The following is a 17,905-nucleotide window of genomic DNA, read 5'->3' on the forward strand; positions in this document are numbered from 1 at the left end:
TATGGATATTTACGGATTATTTCCCCAATTTAAACTCAATCGCCCATTGAATGAGCGTGAACGCGCTACACAATTAAATCAAAAAGTACGACTGAATTTTGAGACTGATCAATTAATGCCAGATTTAAAAGTGATTGAAATGAACTCACACTATTTAGAAATGGTGGATAAATACTATTCATCAAAAGGGTATCTCAGTTTCATTACTTTTTCTTTTTTTCTTCTTAGTAATATTGCATTAATAGGAACTATTTTTATTTCATTTACTCGTGAAAATGGAGTTTCTTTTGATGATTTTTTCTTTTTTGCTTTTGTTTTTGTTCTATTTTTACCTATATGCCTATGGATGTTATTCCTCTTAAAAAAAGAGTGGTTTGCTTGGACCCATTACCCCATCCGATTTGATCGTAAAAACCAACTTGTCCATGCGCATCGTCATGATGGTTCGGTGTTTAGTGCGCGGTGGGAGGATGTTTTTTTTACCTCGGCTGCAATGTATGGCAGTGATTGCTATATTAGCGGGCATGTCCTTGCCGACGATGGTGTGACCATTGTGGATACCTTTTGTTTACCCGCCTCCCATAACAATATTCCAGCCTTAAAAGCCCATTGGGAATTTGTGCGGCGATACATGGAAGAAGGACCGGAAGGATTGACATCGCGTATCTCTTTTTGCCTGCCAATAGCAGAAAAAAAAGAAAGTTATAGGTTTACCTTTTTTTATTTAATGACCATCTACAATGGGGCGCCCATTGTCTTACTCCCCTTTCTTGCTCCGTTGGCGTTTTTATTCAGTCTCCCGCGTTATGTGGCGATTTTAACCAGTCGGCGCCCCGTTTGGTCGGAGGAGATTCAAGCACAATGCCGTGTGGAAGACGATGACCCCTATCGCTTAGATGCCACCACTAACCCCAAAAACCTGTGGAGAACTTTTTTTTAACCATGGTGATGATTTCAATAAAATGGAGAATACATGATGAAAGGTATCATTAGAATTGGCGATAAAACAACAGGTGGAGGGCGCGTCGTCTCGGGTTCCTCCCACATGATATTTAAGGGTATTGGCGTTGCACGCTTAGGTGACCCCGTTGATTGTCCTAAAAAAGGGCACAGTAATGCCATCATTGTGCAGGGGCATCCCACCTTTACCGATAATGGGATCCCTGTTGCATTTGATGGTCATAAATGTAGCTGTGGCTGCACCTTGATATCCTCTCTTCCTAATGCCAAAGCGAGCCTCTAAACTGATGCCTGTTGATTTATTATCACTACCGCCAAAAGCAAAACGTCAAGATTTCCCATCAATTAAACGATGGAGCATTTTTTTTGTTTTACTATTAGTAGTTATTTATATTTCACATCGATTTTTAGTTTCCCAGTCGTTAATAGAAAAAATACCAGAGTTTAATTTACTCATTTTCACCATCATAATTTGGCTAGGTTTATATTCTGTTAGATACATATTTTTTCTTTTTAATAAATGGGCAGCTGATGGATGGGATACACAAAGACAAATAGACAAAGATAAAAGAATATCGATAGGCCAAAGAAAAGTTACACTTTTAGCACAAGCCATGATTCTTCCTCACATAACAAACTGCAAAGATTTATCAACACAAATAATTACCAGTAAAACATCTCTTTTGCCTCCTAACCTAATCAACGGTAAAGCAAGTTATTGTGCTCAGTTCATTGATAGCAACACATCAGATGTAGAAAGAGTTATCAATAGAATTAAAACGTTAATTAGTGAGCCATCAATGCTAACCGCAATCAAATGTATATCTAACAATGTATCATTAAATATTTTAGTTTCGATTGGTGAAAGTATCATTCTAAATGAAAATGATACTAAACAAATTAATCAAGAAATTTCTCAATTACTCGAAAGGCCATTCAGTATTAATTATAAAGAACATATCCCAATTAGCATTGTAGATAACTGGTTAGATAAAATTGATGATTTTGAATACCTACTCACTATAAACATTCATCTGATTAAACAACCTATTGATAAATATACAGAGGTTAGTGTAGCTCATTTATTATCATCGCCTAAAAAAACGCTTAACAAATATATCGCTTTTATTCACCGACCTGAATCTATACCCCAGCATAAGCACAATACGCTGGAGTTAAGTAAATCTATTGATAATGCTCTCCTTTGGGGGAATATCGGGCTAACCAAAGTAAAGTCTATTTTTATTAATGCTTTTTCAATCAGCAATCTGGATAATACTAGAACAGAAGTTCTATTTACCGAAAGCGGAGGGAAAATTCCTTTATATAGTATTGATAATATTATTGGCTGTACTCAGCATGCCGCCCCTTGGGTTAACCTTTACATTAGCACTTCATGTTTAATAAAAACCGAAGCCGCCCAACTTGCGATTACACATCAAAATAATGAAATATTTGTTTGGACAGTTACCCCGCCAATCGGAATTTAATGCTTCATTACATTGAAACACATTAATTACTTTATTTTCATCGTATCTGGAGCCACGATATGAAATCTTATTTACTCTCCATACTAAAAAATTTAGAAAAACCATGGGTTATTCTATTAGTGTTATTCAGCATAGCTATAACCCTTGGCTTCATTCTTTATTTATCACCAGAAATATTAGAAATTCAGCCTAATTCGGAAAAACAATATAATGCTTTGAATACCCTCGTATGGGTTACTGGTTTTATTGGCTTGGCTTCTATTGTTGTTTTTACTGTTAGTCGCTGGATAGGTAAACATGCTTATAGTGGAACAAAAGAAAAAATAAATAACATCATTAAAAATCATAATGATACGGAAAATGTATTACTACTAGAAATCCAAAACACCCTAAAATCCCAATACGGCACTTTCTGGCATTCCAAGGTCTCTATCCAGCTCCTCCTCGGCTCCCACTCCGCCGTCGAAAAACTTGCTCCTAGCCTGACGCAAGAAATCTGGCAAGAATGTGATGGCACCCTGCTTATCTACGGTGGCGATATCGGGAGTTCTATCGATTCAGAGCGACTAGAAACCCTCAAACACCTGCGCCGACGTCGTCCGCTCGATGGTGTGATTTGGGTGACGGAAAACAGCATTTCATCCCAGCTTTTAGACAGCAACATTCACTTTACCAACCTGAATGCGGCCACTGCCCACAATGCAGGGCGTGCAATCCAAAACCTCTTTCAAGAACTCGGCTGGCGTGCGCCTGTTTGGGTATGGAGTGTCAGTGACCAACCCTCCCTCAGTGCGGTTGAAACGCCCGCTATCCTCTGCATGACTGAGCAAAATATGCCTGCCGAGGCGCTATCGCCTAGCTTATTAAGCCTGATCCCCGCACTTGTGATCAACGGAACCCAAGCGTTACTGCGCGAACAGAAACACACCTATCTGCTTGCTTTAGCCCAATTTTTACAAAACGGTGGCAGCCAACAACTCGCGACCGCATTAGCGCCACTCAATACCCCATCACGTACGCTGCCTTTTTCCGGTATCGCATTTAGCCCGTCTATCAATCCGTTAAATCAGCAACGTTTGCCAAATAGTTGGCACCCCGATACCCGCTGGCAAAGCTGGTTAAACCTGCAATCTGAACTGGCATCCGGTTTACAGCCGGCCGCTTTAGGCTTTGATAAAAAACGTCTCGTTCAATACGGCGCAGCCACCGCCATGACCTTGTGGGGCGCAGGCATGATTGTCTCTTACTTCGCCAATCGCCAACTCATCGAAGACAGCTACCAAAGTGCGAGTGTCGCCGCTAACCACCAATTACCGGAAACGGAACGCCTTCAAGCCCAATACGACTTTCAGCAAACTCTGGGGCTGTTAACGCATCGCGAACAGAGCTCCGTCCCTGTTTGGCTGCATTTTGGCTTGAATAGCAATCAGCCATTATTAGCCCATTTATGGCCGCTGTATCAACAAACGGTACTCCCTCCTCTGCAAGATAATCTCCGTCAGCAACTTGAGCAACGGTTACAAGCTTATGCACAATTATCGCCAAATAGTGATGAACGCCGCCAAGCCACCCAAAGTGCGTATCAAGATTTAAAAACTTACCTCATGATGAGTACGCCAGAGCGTATGGAGCCTGCTTTTTTCACCAATCACGTTCTGACTGCCCTTCCTGTCCCGCAAGGAATGAACGAAGGCGAATGGCACACTCTCGGCAAAGAGTTGCTCATGTTCTATGCCCAACAGCTACCGACGCACCCTGAATGGCAATTAAACGCCAACAATAACCTGATTAATCAAAGCCGTACCTTACTCACGCGGCAAATTGGCCAACGCAGCGAAAGTGCCACACTGTATCAAGAAGTGTTACGACAAGCGCAACATCAGTTCCCCGATATGACCTTAGATGATATGACGGGCGATACCGATGCCCACTTTTTATTGACGACAGAAGAGTTTGTACCGGGTATTTTTACCCGCAAAGCGTGGGAAGAATCGATCCAACCCGCCATCAAAAAAGTGGTTGAATCGCGCCGTCATGAAATTGACTGGGTATTGAGTGATAGCCAGCATGAACTTAGCCAAGATATTTCGCCTGATGCGCTCAAGCAGCAGCTTACTGAACGCTATTTTGCTGACTTTGCTAATAGCTGGTTAAACTTCCTCAATAGCCTGCAATGGCGCCATACTGAAAGCTTATCCGATACTATCGACCAATTATCCTTAATGAGCGATGTGCGCCAGTCCCCCGTCATTGCACTGCTAAATACCCTCGCCTACCAAGGGAAAACCGGGCGTCAGGCAGAAAAACTGGCCGACTCGTTTGTTAACTCGGCGAAAGAACTGCTCAACAAAGAACAAAAACCCGTGATTAGCCAAAAAGCCGATTTTACGGGACCATTGGAAGACACTTTTGGCCCTGTCCTGAACTTTGTTGACCCTCAAGCCGCCTCACAAACTGGCGATAACCTGAGTTTACAAGCCTATTTAACCCGTATTACTCGTGTGCGCTTAAAACTTCAGCAAGTGGTCAATGCCCCCGACCCGCAAGCCATGTCCCAAACCTTCGCCCAAAGTATTTTAGACGGTAAAAATGTCGATTTTGCCCAAACACGTGACATGGGCAGTTTAATTGCCGCCAGTTTTGGGCAAGAGTGGCAACCTTTTGGCGATGCACTGTTAGTGGAGCCGATGACGCAGGCGTGGCAACAATTGCTCACCCCAACCGCTCAGGGGATCAATAGCGAATGGCAAAATGCCATTGTCAATGAATGGAACAACGCCTTTGGCGGACGCTACCCCTTGAAAGACACGCAAAGTGATATTTCTTTGCCTCTGATGGCGCAGTATCTTCGCCCTGATAACGGACGTATTCAACGTTTCCTAGAAACCCGTCTGCAAGGGGTTTTACGCAAAGAAGGTCATCACTGGGTACCGAATAGTGCTAATGCGCAAGGATTACGCTTTAACCCTGAGTTTATTCAGGCGATGAATACCTTAAGTGAGCTGGGCGATGTGGCCTTCGCCAATGGAGAGGCTCGCCTGTACTTCGAAATGCGCCCGGGAACCAGTAAACAGGTGATGCAGACGGTACTGGTGGTCGATAAGCAAAATCTCACTTACGATAACCAATTCCCTGAGTGGCAACGTTTTGTGTGGCCTGCCGACACTATCGCTTCAGGCGCCTCATTGACTTGGATGACCACCTCCACCGGCACCCGCCTCTATCGAGATCATCGTGGTGTTTGGGGGTTAATCCGCTTACTTGAAGCGGCTCAAGTTACCCCTTATGCAGGAAGCACCAGTAGCTATACCGTGTCGTGGACCACCTCCGATGGCAATACACTCAACTACCAGCTGCGCACCGAAATGGGCCAAGGCCCACTGGCGCTGTTAAAACTACGCAACTTTGTGCTACCTGAAAAAATCTTCTTGGATTAGACCCAATAGGACATCACCTATGCCTTTATTAACTGCCTTACGCACAGCCTGTTTTACCGGAACCCCGCTTGCTGCTAATCAATTAGTAGAACAGCAAGTCGTGTTATGGGAACGCTGGCTATTGCCAATTACGGCTGAAAATCCGGTTGGGGAAGACCCCAGCTATGACGATGACTTCGAACGAATGAAAGAAGAAGTCAACAAGTTATCAGGCTCAGATACGGAGTTAATCTGTACGCTCGCCGAAAATCTCTTAACTCATGTATGTAAAGACGCACGCGTGATCACTTACTATGTTTGGGCGCGTTTACATCGAGAAGGTGAAACGGGCTTAGCTGATGGATTAGGATTACTGGCAGGATTACTCCATCGTTACCACGATGACCTACTACCAAATCGCCCAAATAGCCGAAAATCAGCCATTGAATGGTTGGCAGGTCAGCGAGTTATCGACAGTTTATCCCTTTATCCTGAAGTTGATAGCAACGAATTTGCACGTATTGTGGCGCTACTGAGTTCGATTGTGGATGAGTTTAGTACATGGGATGAGGCAAACCGCCCTAATCTTGCACCACTACTACGCGCACTAGAAAATCGACTTGCGCAATCTGGCGGTGCGAATAGTGTTGTTCCACAAAATATTAAATCAACAGAAAGTATATCAACGAAGCAAACATCAACCGGTATCAGTCCTATCGCCCCTATTCAGTCTGGTCGAGAATTACTTGACCAAGCCAAAGTGCTCGCCAATTATCTGCGTAATCAGCCTAATGGTTGGTTATCGGGTCATCGGCTGATGAAATCCGTACGTTGGGATACGCTACACCAAGCTCCCCCACAAAATCAGCAAGGTTGTACTCGATTAGCCCCACCACGCTCAGATGCCAAAGCCCAGCTAAAACGTTTATATCTGCAACAAAATTGGCTCGAACTCACTGAACAAGCAGATCGATTGTTTGCAGAAGGGGTTAACCATTTTTGGTTAGATGTGCAATGGTACTTGCACCAAGCATTGAGTAAATCCCCTGCGCCATGGGATGGCTGGGCAGAAGTGATTGCCTCTGATTTAAAGCAGTTCTTACTTCGCTTACCGGGTTTAGAAAATCTCGCTTGGGAAGATGGCACACCTTTCGCAGATGAAGTCACCTTAGCGTGGATCAAACAGCATATTCTGGAAGAGAATATTCAGTCTCTCAATCACATGCCTGTTCAAGGCGCAAGTGACGATGATAACGACTCAATATTCGCGTTAGAACAAGAAGCGTTAACTCAAGCTGACACCGAAGGCGTTGAAGCCGCATTAGCATGGCTAATGTCACGCCCGAATATCCAAACTTCCCGTCAAAAATGGTTACTGCAATTAGTGATGGCAAGAGTGGCTGAACAATTTGCTCGTCATGATTTGGCACTGAATTTACTTCGTGAATTAGACCGTAGTGCTGAACAGATGCGCCTCGCGGATTGGGAACCTCATTCGCTGTTTGAAGTTAAAGCCCGCCAGTTGCAATTGTTACGAGGTAAAACGCAGCGTAATACGCCAGACAAAACTGAACTGCACCATCAAATGTCTGAGTTACTGGCTCAGCTAACTCGATTAGACCCTGTGCGAGCGTTAGTGCTCTATCCCTAAATTAATCAACGAGAACCATACTAATGGATGATTTAACCCTTCGCTATTATGATGCGGAGATGCGATATCTGCGTGAGGCAGCCAAAGAGTTCGCTCAAGCTCACCCCGATCGAGCAGCATTATTAGATTTAGACAAAGCGGGCATTCCTGACCCTTTTGTAGAACGGCTTTTTGAAGGTTTTGCCTTCTCCATGGGGCAATTGCGCCAAAAAATTGATGATGATTTACCCGAGTTAACAGAAGGATTAGTCAGCCTACTTTGGCCTCATTACCTACAAACCATTCCCTCACTTTCTGTGGTTGAACTCGCGCCGGATATTCATGATATGAAAATCTCATCAGTGATCCCCGCTAACTTTGAAGTACTTTCACGCCCTATTGGACCTAAAAAGACCGTCTGCCGCTATCGCACAACTCGAGACTTAACACTCAACCCCATTGTGCTATCAACGGTTAATTTAACCACAGAGCCTGATGGCCGTTCCGTAATTCGCTTACAGTTCGATTGTGCGAAGCTTGCTGACTGGAAACAAATCTCACTTAATGCTCTCTCCTTTTATCTGGCTGGTGATGTTCCAACTACCTATGCACTACATTTAGCGCTGACTAAGCAAGTTGCAGCCACCTATATTCGGCTGCCATCGTCCCCTGACCGTATTCGTTTACCACTTTGGTTTTCCCCTGGTGGATTTGCTGAAGAAGACCAACTGTGGCCTAAAGGAGATAGCACCTTCAGCGGCTACCAACTATTACTGGAGTATTTTTCTTTTCGTGAAAAGTTTTTCTTCGTCAACTTAAACGGACTTGATGAGATTCAATTACCCGAAGGATTAAGTCATTTTGAGCTAGAAATTGTGCTTGATACGCTCTGGGACAGCGATATTCCATTAACTACTGATAACCTAAAACTACACAGTGTCCCAGTGATCAACTTATTCAACATTGAAGCTGACCCACTTACTGTTAATGGATTAGAAAGTGAATATTTACTGCGCCCTCGACGCTTACAAGATGGACACACCGAAATTTATGCGGTCGATACAGTTCATGGTACGCGACGCGATGAACAAATTCACTATGTGCCATTCAGTAGTTTTCGCCACCGAGGCGGAATGCTCCGCCACAATGCCCCTGAACATTACTATCACACACGAATTAAACGTGGTGTCAGCGGCCTACATGATACATGGCTAATTTTAGGGGGAGAGCACGAGCAACCAACCGCATCTCTTGAAAGTGAAACGCTATCTCTACAATTAACCGGGACTAACGGGCAGCTCCCTCGCAAAGCGTTACAAAGTACATTGCTGGACAGAACTGAAGAGACCTTGCAGACACAATTACGGGTTCGTAACTTATGCAAACCTACGCTACCTTGCTACCCTCCTGCTGAAGATAGATTTCATTGGCGCGTACTCAGCCACCTTGGTGCCAGCTTCCTGAATATGATGGATAACGTAGAGGTATTACGAGGAACGCTAGCACTTTATGACTGGCGGGAAGATGACCTGAACAGCCGCAAACTCGATGCCATGATCCACGTTGAGCAACACCTTATCGAACGCTTTGAAAAAGGCTTTTTACAGCGAGGTATTGCCATCGACATTACCCTCGATAGCCACGGCTTTAACGGTGAGGGCGACATTCATCTATTTGGCGAAATGCTCAACCGTTTTTTTGCCCTCTATACCGATGTACATCTGTTTAACCAATTGACTTTACATATTTTACCGACAGGAAATAGCCTTACATGGACCGAAAATCATCCTCAGTAAATCCGCTTTTTGATGCGCTTGGGGAGCGTCTTCCGCTGGTAAACTTCTATCGGTTTTGCCAGCTGCTAGAACAAAGTAATGCACAGAGCCCGCCGCTCGGTAGTACCCAAGACCCCAAAACAGACGCTATTCGTTTTCGCCCCCACCGTGGAATGGGCTTTCCCGTCACCGAAATTAAAGGGTTGGATATTGACGATAGATACCGTGATAGCACAACCCCTAGCATTCGAACTACTTTTTTAGGGTTATATGGTGTCACTTCTCCACTACCGACAACCTACCTTGATGATATTGCACAGCGACGAGAAGGAACCGAGTCTCTTACCGATTTTTTAGATATTTTTAACCACCGACTGACGACGCAGTTTTATCGTATTTGGCGAAAATACTCTTACCCCGCAACATTTTCAGCAGGGGGGAAAGACGAAACGTCACAATATTTATATGGATTAATTGGCTTAGGTATACCTGGCACGGCGCAACATATACAAGCGCCGTTATCCCGATTTCTCGCATTACTAGGTACGCTACGTTTTCCGACTCGTACCGCCGAAGGGGTTATATCTTTAGTCAAATTACTGGCGCCTGATACGCAAGTTAAAATCAAGTCCCATGACCCAAGACGCATCGAGCAAGTCACTCAAACAGGGTTATCCTGCAGAACACCGATGACATTAGCCAACAAACCCGTATTAGGTCAGTACGCCACCGATGTTAATAGCCAAATTTTGATTATCTTACAAACCAATAACCTTGAAGAAGCTCGGAACTGGTTGCCTGATGGGTTGCTGTATCAAGATTTAATGGCGCTATTGCATGTTTATCTCGGATCACGCGTCAATGCTCGCCTTAACTTAAAGTTACCAAGAAAGTTACTACCCAATGCAGCGTTAAGCACCCAATCACATCAAGGTGTTCAATTGGGTCGTACCGCAGCAATGGGAACACTCAGCCCACAAACTGTGCGCCAAGAACATATTATCACGTTAAATTTAGGGCGTTACCAACGATTAACGACGTCATCACAGAATACGTCTCCCCAACATTATGCTAATTATCGATTTTAATTTTGAGAATCATTTATGAAACAACTACCTTTATTACCATTTTGTGGCAAAACGTTAGTGCTCCTCTGCGCACTAAATCTATCGGGCTGTGGCCTTACTCAGATGGTCGGTGATGGTACTCGCAATGTTGCAAGCTCCATCTTTTATAAACAAGTGAAAGTCGTACACTTAGATTTTGTCGCACGTGAAGCATTAAATACCGATGATACTGGCGCATCGTTATCAACAATTATCCGTGTTTACCAACTAAAAAACTTTGAAAGCTTTGTAGAAAGCGACTATGCCACTCTTTTCGCTAAAGATAGCCAAGTACTCAAATCCTCGTTAGTCGCACAAAAAGACCTACGAATTCGCCCAGGAGAATCAATTTCGCTTGATATGCCTCTCGAAGAAGGGGCTGAATTTGTTGCTATCGCCGTGATGTTTCACGACCCAGACCTTATCACCGATAATTGGCGTGTGGTGATCCCCAAAAAACGCTTATTACCTGATGACCCACGTTTATTAACTCTCACGGATAACGCTATGACACTAAAACCACTGGGAGAAAAATAACATGTCCCAGCCTTCGTTATATGAAATGTTGACGGGGTATTTTGCTGGAGGATTAAATATTGATGATATTCCAGAACATGACCAAGTGATAGTTTCCGTCATGGACAATATTCGCCGTATTCTCAGCGCCAGAGCGGGGAGCATCGAACATATTCCGGATTATGGGCTTCCCGATATGAGTAAAATGATCCAAGGTCTCCCCGGCACTGCTCACAATATGATGACCATTTTATCGGCAACATTGCTCAAGTATGAGCCCCGCATCAAATCTCTCTCTTTAGTGTTATTACCGCAAAATAGCTTTGGGACACTCCATTATGCCCTTGAGGTTGAATTACACGAACAAGGTTTGATCCGCTATGGCACTGAATTTATGCCTGATGGTCGCATTTTATTGCATCATCTAAAAAAACAATTCGATACGATTTAAACCGACAATTGCTTGAGACAATTATGAACCCAGATTTAAATACATTACGCCTTGGCGGCGACCCTCGCACACTGGCTGATTTTGCAGCCCTTAAAGACGAATTAAACAAACGCTTCCACCCTGCACGCCCTGATGTTGACTGGGCTCGAGCCCATGGCTTATGTTTATCCTTATTTAATCGAAATGGTGCAGACCTACAAACTTGTGCATGGTTTACCCTGATCCGCCAGCATCAAAATGGCATAGCGGGATTAAATGAAGGGTTATCGTTGCTCCAGCATTTACTCAGTCACCACTGGCAAGGGCTTTGGCCCCAACAGACCCATGCTCGCGTCGAAATTATCGCCACATTAAGCCAACAATTGGTGACAGGATTACGTGCACATGCTCCCATTTATGCCGATCTTCCTGCCCTTTACCAAACTGAAACCAAGCTTAGTCAAATTGCACAACAGTTACAAACATTAGAGCTCAAACACCTGACTCAGCTAGAGCGCTTACAAAATTTACTTGCATCTCAGGCAAGGCAATTAGAGAGTACAGATGCTCCAGATAGCGGTTTTATTCCGCCTACACCACCGCAACTTCCGAAAACTTCGCCATCGACATTTCAAGCTCGTACTGCAGTCCCCCCAATTTCCATCAAAGCCAATGCCACCATCAGCACTCCAGCACCTACTCAACCTTCTTACCGCAAAGGCATTTGTGTCGGCCTAGCTTTAGGTATTGTACTCACAGGAGCGATATGTGCAGGAACCTTGTATGCATTACACCCACAAATCAATAATCATGCTTTAGCACAGGTACTCCCACAATTACCTGAATTTACACCAAATATTGCAGCAATAATTGAGCAGCAATTACAACCGAACCCAACTCAATCTAGCCGTATTTCTGCTGAAAAACTCAATGTGATTGATAACTACCTTGTGGAATTAGAGTCTATATCCCCTATTTGGGCTCAGCAATATGGGATTAGTATGGCGAATTACCTCACCAAACATTATGGGGAACGACAAGAAATAACAGCGTTTAACGATAAATGGCAGCAAAATATGCAAATTAATGCGTCATCTAACGATAAACTACAACAATGGTCTGAAGGTATGACGTTATTAAATAACCTAAGTACGCGCTTAGATAGCCTTGATGGGAAACCCCGCAGCTATATAACAGGCTCTGAGCTAAAAACGATTATTTTTAATGCACGTCAACATTTTAATCAAGGTATGCCACTTGAGGAAGAACTACGCCAACTAGAGCAATTACAGGCGCAAGGCACCGTACCTGAATCAGAATATCAACGTATCGATACCCACTTTAAGCAACTACTGAATCGATATGCATTGATTCAACAAAATAAATAACACCACCAGCCCCGAAATTCTCGCTCTTAGTTAAAGAAAAAAGAAAGGGATTACATTGACTTTTTGAAAGTAAGTGGCATGGTTTGAGCTTTAAATAAGGGATGGATAAAGAAAGACATGTTTTAAAATATGTTTCAGTTTGGTTAATTGCGCCCGCTTTCTCTGCTTTTCTGGCTTCACTTGGATTAATACCATTGGCAACCTGTTTTCGTGCCTCATCTCTTTTCGCTCTTGCTTCATTGAGAGTGACAACAGGATAAATACCTAACGATATCATTTTGGTTTTTCCAGCGAATTGATAGCGATAACGCCAGCCTTTGGAACCGTTAGTTTCAACTAACAAAGATAGCCCGTTACCGTCCGCCAGCGTGTCGGTTTTTTCTTTTAGCTTGGCACGCTTGATTGCCATATCTGTTAGCTTTATAAATCACCAATATTGTATAGGAAAATTGTAGAGGGAATTTCTATACAAAAACTAGGCAACAAATTGTAAGGATTTAGAAAGATGATAGTAGGCTTCGATAGAGTGAGATTTCGCTGGAATGCTTGATTTACTTGGGATTGGGAGACGTTGCTAGAAGTGAAGATGGCGGAGGAGGAGAGATTCGAACTCTCGGATGGTTGCCCATCGGCGGTTTTCAAGACCGCTGCCTTCAGCCGCTCGGCCACCCCTCCGCAATGACGAGCACTATAAACATCCTCTGATTGGATGTAAACCCCTAATTTAATCATTCGCTTTAAAAATATACGCATTTCATACTGTTGGGCGAAAATATCAACATTCTAACGACTTTACTTGGGTTATTTCTCTATTTTTGTTAAATTCATACTCTAATTTTATTTGGATTAAAAATGAGTATGTTGGTTTTTAACAATCAAGAAATTAAAACAGACCCGCAGGGCTACCTGCTTGATAGCCAACAATGGAGTGAAGACCTCATCCCTCTACTTGCGCAGCAGGAAGGCATTGAACTCACCAATGAGCATTTAGAAATTATCCGTTTTGTGAGAAATTTCTACTTGGAATTCAATACCTCACCAGCCATTCGTATGTTGGTGAAAGCGGTTTCTCAGCAATTTGGCGAAGAAAAAGGCAATAGCCGCTATTTATATCAGTTATTTCCTAAAGGGCCCGCAAAGCAAGCGACAAAACTCGCAGGCCTACCAAAGCCAGTAAAGTGCATTTAATTTCTTCCTAATAGCGGACGGAAAAGTCCGCTATTGGCTCAGTTTGCCAACTTTCAGTAAAGAAATGGTCGATATTAGCCCCCGGAGGCCCACCAGCTTTAAGCCATTCATCTACAAATTCAATATCTTGCTCTGAACCATAAATGGCCAGCCTAACACTGCCGTCATCTCGATTACACACAAAACCTTTTATGCCATTTTGGTTAGCCCAATGATAGGTTTGATAACGAAACCCAACGCCTTGAACACGCCCATAAATGTAAAAATTGCGACCTGATGCAGTCATATAAGCCTCCATTGTCAGAGCATAATATATAGATACCTTTTTTTAGCAGTTGTTTTTTATTCATTGAACAGATAATCTGCTAAATGAGGCACTGCTTTTCATAGTTGCGTATAAAGACAGTGTATTGCGTTATTGATAATTGTCCATACTTCGCTTGAAAACGCACAACACTGCCCATATATAAATTGAAGTACAAGCAAGGCTTTTAGGAGGTCGCTATGATGATCACCAGTAAATATGGAATCGGGCAACAAGTCAGGCACAAGCTTCTCGGCTACCTAGGTGTCGTTGTTGATGTAGATGCTGAATATTCGCTCGAACAACCACATGATGATGATATTGCCGCAAACAGCACACTACGCGATCTGCCTTGGTATCATGTTGTAATGGAAGATGACAACGGGGATGCTGTTCATACCTATTTGGCTGAAGCTCAAATCACTTACGAGACTGCTGATGACCACCCAGAACAACCTTCTATGGATGAACTGGCAGAATCAATAAGGTCTCAGTTATTAGCGCCACGTCTGCGTAACTAACGGCTTTATCATTCATGAACGCTCCGTAAAGCAGCTCACATGCTGCTTTACTTTTATCATCAATGAAAGGCTACTTTTCAAGCCCTAAAGCGGGTATTTCCTGTTTTGGGCATTTATCCATAACAAATTGTAACCCTGCCTGCAACGCAATACTTTTAGCTTCTTCGCTAATAACCCCTTGTTGCAACCATAATACTTTCGCTTTAACTTGCACTGCTTCTTTAGCGACACCAACAGCGGCTTCTGCATTACGGAACACATCAACCATATCAATGGGTTGAGGTATATCACTAAGTTTTTCATACACTAACTGACCTAATAACTGTTGGCCAGCCAATTTAGGGCTAACAGGAATAACGGTATAACCTTGATGTAAGAGATATTCCATGACTTCATAACTTGGCCTATTGGCTTTATCACTAGCCCCAACTAAAGCGATGGTATTGACACTCTTTAAAATTTCAGCAATTTCTTGATCTCTCATCAAAATATCTCCTAAAATCAGTAAACTATTCATTAGCATTATGGTATATGTTGTACTTCTTTGCTCACACAGTTTTAAAGATGCCTATCTCACATCTTATTTAAGGGAACCTCATGGAATCAACAACCCGTAAAATTGCTGCATCAAAAAATATCGCCTTGGTTGCCCATGACCACTGCAAACCCTCGTTATTATCTTGGACAAAAAAGAATAATGAGCGACTTAAAGCGCATAAATTATATGCCACAGGGACTACTGGTTCATTAATTAGCCAACATACAGGGTTACCCGTCACCAGTATGATGAGTGGCCCAATGGGCGGAGACCAACAAATTGGCGCGATGATTGCGGAAAAAAAAATCGACCTATTGATTTTTTTCTGGGACCCACTTAATGCTGTACCGCATGATCCTGATGTTAAAGCATTATTACGTTTAGCTACCGTATGGAATATTCCCGTAGCCACCAACCCAGCAACCGCTGATTTTTTAATCACATCACCTTATTTTGATGACAATATAGAAATCGTGATCCCTGACTACCAAAACTACCTAACAAAACGCACTAACTAGTTTACTGGGCATGTTCGCATGCCCATCCCCCTAAGGCTTTTTCTGTTTTGGGACACCTAATTGTTTAAGTTCTTCAACAAATTCTGATGGTAATTCGGGGTTATATAATAACCAAACTTGCTGTTTAGCCCTTGTTAAGGCCACATACAGTAACCGCCTTTCTTCTGCATGCTCAAAATCTTCAGGTTGTGGCAACAGTGCTTGCTCAATAATTGACTCCCTTGCCGGCGCAGGGAAACCATCCTTACCACTGTTTAAGCCACAAATAATCACATAATCTGCTTGCTGCCCTTTTGATGCATGTACCGTCATAAATTCAATCGTCAATTTTGGCCAACGGGTATGCGCTTTATTCAAAATTTCAGGTTTTAAATAATGATAACGTGCCAGTACTAATATCCTTTCATCATCAAGTACATAGCCGCTCATTTTATCCAATAACCGTTCCAATGCTTGTTCATATAGAAGAACAACTGATTTTTTACTACCTTTAGTTAAGCTATTTAATGGCTTATGAAGCTGAATTGGATTTTGTAAAATAAACCGATTCGCAATATCGCCAATACGTTCATTGAAGCGATAGGTTGTATCCAAAGCACAAAGCTCCCCTTCCCCAAAATTATTTTCAAATGAGGTGGTCAGGTCTAATTCAGCGCCACTAAAACGGTAAATAGCTTGCCAATCATCGCCCACTGCAAACAACGTTGTTTGCTTATTTTGTTGACGTAACGCTTGAAGCAATTTGGCTCTAAGAGGTGAAATATCTTGGAATTCATCAACTAAAATATGTTTCCATGGGCTAATAAAGCGCCCTTTTTCTAAAATATTCACCGCCTGATGAATTAACCCAGAAAAGTCAACCGCACCTTCCTCTTTTAGCGCACTTTTCCATGCTTTTAATAATGGTGCCATCAAACGAATGCGTTTTTGGAAAAGATCTTTAATTTCATCATTGACCTTATCTACCATATCCTTTTGACTACCACCATGCATACGCATTAAGCTTAACCAACGTTCTAAACGCGCAGCAACTTTATGGCTTATTTTGTCATCATTCCAAAACTCACCATCGGGAATTTCCCATTGCAGCTCTTCAGTCAGCCACTCTCGCCAACCTTTCGCTTGAGCCTTTTTCGTTGAACATTGCTCTCGCCATTCTGTTAATAACAATGTTTGACGTTTTTGACTGTTGGTTTCGAGTTCACTGATAACCGGTGATTTTTTACTACCTTCACGAATAATATGCAGAGCAAGCGCATGAAATGTTTTCGCTTCGATATCCTGCTGTAAATGTAGCTGAATGCGCTGATTCATTTCATCAGCAGCTTTGCGACCAAATGCCAGCAATAAAATTTGCTTTGGTTCTGCCAGCCCTCTTAGTATTAGCCAGCCTGCTCTGGCGACTAAAACCGACGTTTTCCCACTACCAGCACCTGCCAGCACTAACACATTATCTTCGCCGTTAATGACAGATAGTGATTGTGAGTAATTTAATGGTGAAGATTCAACTTGTTGGAAAAAATCGTGATAACGCACCAAAACAGACTCGCACCACTTTTCATTAATTTGCTTGCGACATTTTTCTCTGTCATTCAACCACTTAAGGCAAAATTGATACTGAGATGCACAATTTTCAAACGATGGAATACGTACTAACGGTAAAGGAAGTGATGAAAAGTTCTGAGTAATTTTGTCTTTGATGCTGCTAACTTGACGTAAACCAAGCCAATGATCTTGTTTTATCAGTTGTTCAATGGTTTTCACCAATTCAGTCAATACTTGCGCACTGACTTGGCTCATTTCGGCACTCCATTGTTGCCATTTTTCATACAAATAATGGTAAAAACGTTGAGTTTGTTTCCACTCTGTACCGTGTAAACGCACAACTTGTTCGTTCACAATTTCAAATTCTAATTCCCCCCAAACAATGCCCCTCTTACAACGAAGGTCAATAAGTTCATTGAATGGGATAAGATATTGGTGGTTTTCACCACTGACTTCGATACCTGCGTTGAGTAAGCGAACCCGATTGTAGGGATGCTGAGCCAGACGCTGTCCAATCTGTGTTGATTTCAGTTCCATACGTCCTGCACCTGAAAAAAATCAATGACAAAATACGGTTGGC

16 protein-coding genes, 1 tRNA gene and 1 pseudogene are annotated in these 17,905 nt (G+C 42.9%); 13 read left to right on the forward strand and 5 right to left on the reverse strand.

Features of this window, described 5'->3' with window-relative positions; translation table 11 throughout:
* Nucleotide 1: 1 nt before the first annotated feature.
* Genes M1F14_RS17415 through M1F14_RS17460 form a run of 10 tightly spaced genes read left to right on the forward strand, consistent with a single transcriptional unit; the run spans nt 2 to nt 12,711 of the window.
* The gene (locus tag M1F14_RS17415; RefSeq protein ID WP_052219346.1) at nt 2-940 is read left to right on the forward strand and encodes a DUF6708 domain-containing protein; all 939 of its coding nucleotides are present in this window, start codon (nt 2-4) and stop codon (nt 938-940) included.
* A gap of 36 nt (nt 941-976) precedes the next feature.
* Nucleotides 977-1,243 (forward strand): PAAR domain-containing protein, encoded by a 267-nt coding sequence (locus M1F14_RS17420; protein WP_181469327.1) that lies wholly within the window; start codon nt 977-979, stop codon nt 1,241-1,243.
* 4 nt (nt 1,244-1,247) lie between these two features.
* Nucleotides 1,248-2,450, forward strand: a complete 1,203-nt coding sequence (locus tag M1F14_RS17425) for a hypothetical protein (protein ID WP_181469184.1) — start codon at nt 1,248-1,250, stop codon at nt 2,448-2,450.
* Between the two features lie 59 nt (nt 2,451-2,509).
* Nucleotides 2,510-5,887, forward strand: a complete 3,378-nt coding sequence (locus M1F14_RS17430; RefSeq protein ID WP_181469183.1) for an ImcF-related family protein — start codon at nt 2,510-2,512, stop codon at nt 5,885-5,887.
* A 19-nt stretch (nt 5,888-5,906) separates the two neighbouring features.
* Nucleotides 5,907-7,517, forward strand: coding sequence for a type VI secretion system protein TssA (gene tssA / locus M1F14_RS17435; protein WP_181469182.1), 1,611 nt, complete (start codon nt 5,907-5,909; stop codon nt 7,515-7,517).
* A 23-nt stretch (nt 7,518-7,540) separates the two neighbouring features.
* Nucleotides 7,541-9,292 carry a type VI secretion system baseplate subunit TssF gene (tssF, locus tag M1F14_RS17440; RefSeq protein ID WP_042846426.1) on the forward strand — a complete coding sequence of 584 codons (1,752 nt, stop codon included), beginning with the start codon at nt 7,541-7,543 and terminating at the stop codon, nt 9,290-9,292.
* Complete coding sequence (gene tssG / locus M1F14_RS17445; protein WP_048606625.1) at nt 9,268-10,359, forward strand: type VI secretion system baseplate subunit TssG; 1,092 nt, start codon at nt 9,268-9,270, stop codon at nt 10,357-10,359. Before tssF ends, tssG begins: the two co-directional genes overlap by 25 nt.
* Before the next feature lie 15 nt (nt 10,360-10,374).
* A complete protein-coding gene (gene tssJ, locus M1F14_RS17450; RefSeq protein ID WP_042846428.1) occupies nt 10,375-10,914 on the forward strand; it encodes a type VI secretion system lipoprotein TssJ in 540 nt (179 codons plus the stop codon).
* A gap of 1 nt (nt 10,915) precedes the next feature.
* Nucleotides 10,916-11,344: a type VI secretion system baseplate subunit TssE gene (gene tssE / locus M1F14_RS17455; protein ID WP_042846429.1), complete on the forward strand. Its 429-nt coding sequence runs from the start codon at nt 10,916-10,918 to the stop codon at nt 11,342-11,344.
* Between the two features lie 23 nt (nt 11,345-11,367).
* On the forward strand, nt 11,368-12,711 hold the full coding sequence (locus M1F14_RS17460) for a VasL domain-containing protein (protein WP_181469181.1): 1,344 nt from the start codon (nt 11,368-11,370) through the stop codon (nt 12,709-12,711).
* 121 nt (nt 12,712-12,832) lie between these two features.
* On the opposite strand, the pseudogene M1F14_RS17465 reads toward M1F14_RS17460, so the two are convergent.
* A pseudogene (locus tag M1F14_RS17465) lies at nt 12,833-13,135 on the reverse strand (Arm DNA-binding domain-containing protein); the annotation flags it as partial.
* A gap of 163 nt (nt 13,136-13,298) precedes the next feature.
* Nucleotides 13,299-13,386: transfer RNA gene (locus M1F14_RS17470), tRNA-Ser, on the reverse strand.
* 183 nt (nt 13,387-13,569) lie between these two features.
* Between M1F14_RS17470 and M1F14_RS17475 the strand changes: the two genes are divergently transcribed.
* Nucleotides 13,570-13,899, forward strand: coding sequence for a TusE/DsrC/DsvC family sulfur relay protein (locus M1F14_RS17475; RefSeq protein ID WP_181469326.1), 330 nt, complete (start codon nt 13,570-13,572; stop codon nt 13,897-13,899).
* A 7-nt stretch (nt 13,900-13,906) separates the two neighbouring features.
* Here M1F14_RS17475 and M1F14_RS17480 read toward each other — a convergent pair whose 3' ends face one another.
* Nucleotides 13,907-14,185, reverse strand: a complete 279-nt coding sequence (locus M1F14_RS17480) for an acylphosphatase (protein WP_173424816.1) — start codon at nt 14,183-14,185, stop codon at nt 13,907-13,909.
* Between the two features lie 218 nt (nt 14,186-14,403).
* Here M1F14_RS17480 and hspQ point away from each other — a divergent pair, with 218 nt between their 5' ends.
* Nucleotides 14,404-14,724: a heat shock protein HspQ gene (gene hspQ / locus M1F14_RS17485; protein ID WP_173424817.1), complete on the forward strand. Its 321-nt coding sequence runs from the start codon at nt 14,404-14,406 to the stop codon at nt 14,722-14,724.
* A gap of 70 nt (nt 14,725-14,794) precedes the next feature.
* Here hspQ and M1F14_RS17490 read toward each other — a convergent pair whose 3' ends face one another.
* The gene (locus M1F14_RS17490; RefSeq protein ID WP_129466706.1) at nt 14,795-15,208 is read right to left on the reverse strand and encodes a CoA-binding protein; all 414 of its coding nucleotides are present in this window, start codon (nt 15,206-15,208) and stop codon (nt 14,795-14,797) included.
* Nucleotides 15,209-15,321: 113 nt separating this feature from the next.
* Here M1F14_RS17490 and M1F14_RS17495 point away from each other — a divergent pair, with 113 nt between their 5' ends.
* Complete coding sequence (locus tag M1F14_RS17495; RefSeq protein WP_042846434.1) at nt 15,322-15,780, forward strand: methylglyoxal synthase; 459 nt, start codon at nt 15,322-15,324, stop codon at nt 15,778-15,780.
* A 30-nt stretch (nt 15,781-15,810) separates the two neighbouring features.
* Here M1F14_RS17495 and helD read toward each other — a convergent pair whose 3' ends face one another.
* Entirely contained in the window at nt 15,811-17,862 is a 2,052-nt protein-coding gene (gene helD, locus M1F14_RS17500; RefSeq protein ID WP_181469180.1) for a DNA helicase IV, read from the reverse strand.
* Between the last annotated feature and the right edge of the window lie 43 nt (nt 17,863-17,905).

Source organism: Providencia sp. PROV003 (assembly GCF_045040775.1).
In the GTDB taxonomy this organism is placed as follows: domain Bacteria; phylum Pseudomonadota; class Gammaproteobacteria; order Enterobacterales; family Enterobacteriaceae; genus Providencia; species Providencia huashanensis.

Bases quoted from the DNA above. Each gene is read 5' to 3' on its own strand.
- M1F14_RS17415 (WP_052219346.1), top strand. From the start codon at position 2: ATGGATATTTACGGATTATTTCCCCAATTTAAACTCAATCGCCCATTG.
- M1F14_RS17420 (WP_181469327.1), top strand. From the start codon at position 977: ATGAAAGGTATCATTAGAATTGGCGATAAAACAACAGGTGGAGGGCGC.
- M1F14_RS17425 (WP_181469184.1), top strand. From the start codon at position 1,248: ATGCCTGTTGATTTATTATCACTACCGCCAAAAGCAAAACGTCAAGAT.
- M1F14_RS17430 (WP_181469183.1), top strand. From the start codon at position 2,510: ATGAAATCTTATTTACTCTCCATACTAAAAAATTTAGAAAAACCATGG.
- tssA (WP_181469182.1), top strand. From the start codon at position 5,907: ATGCCTTTATTAACTGCCTTACGCACAGCCTGTTTTACCGGAACCCCG.
- tssF (WP_042846426.1), top strand. From the start codon at position 7,541: ATGGATGATTTAACCCTTCGCTATTATGATGCGGAGATGCGATATCTG.
- tssG (WP_048606625.1), top strand. From the start codon at position 9,268: ATGGACCGAAAATCATCCTCAGTAAATCCGCTTTTTGATGCGCTTGGG.
- tssJ (WP_042846428.1), top strand. From the start codon at position 10,375: ATGAAACAACTACCTTTATTACCATTTTGTGGCAAAACGTTAGTGCTC.
- tssE (WP_042846429.1), top strand. From the start codon at position 10,916: ATGTCCCAGCCTTCGTTATATGAAATGTTGACGGGGTATTTTGCTGGA.
- M1F14_RS17460 (WP_181469181.1), top strand. From the start codon at position 11,368: ATGAACCCAGATTTAAATACATTACGCCTTGGCGGCGACCCTCGCACA.
- M1F14_RS17475 (WP_181469326.1), top strand. From the start codon at position 13,570: ATGTTGGTTTTTAACAATCAAGAAATTAAAACAGACCCGCAGGGCTAC.
- M1F14_RS17480 (WP_173424816.1), bottom strand. From the start codon at position 14,185: ATGACTGCATCAGGTCGCAATTTTTACATTTATGGGCGTGTTCAAGGC.
- hspQ (WP_173424817.1), top strand. From the start codon at position 14,404: ATGATGATCACCAGTAAATATGGAATCGGGCAACAAGTCAGGCACAAG.
- M1F14_RS17490 (WP_129466706.1), bottom strand. From the start codon at position 15,208: ATGAGAGATCAAGAAATTGCTGAAATTTTAAAGAGTGTCAATACCATC.
- M1F14_RS17495 (WP_042846434.1), top strand. From the start codon at position 15,322: ATGGAATCAACAACCCGTAAAATTGCTGCATCAAAAAATATCGCCTTG.
- helD (WP_181469180.1), bottom strand. From the start codon at position 17,862: ATGGAACTGAAATCAACACAGATTGGACAGCGTCTGGCTCAGCATCCC.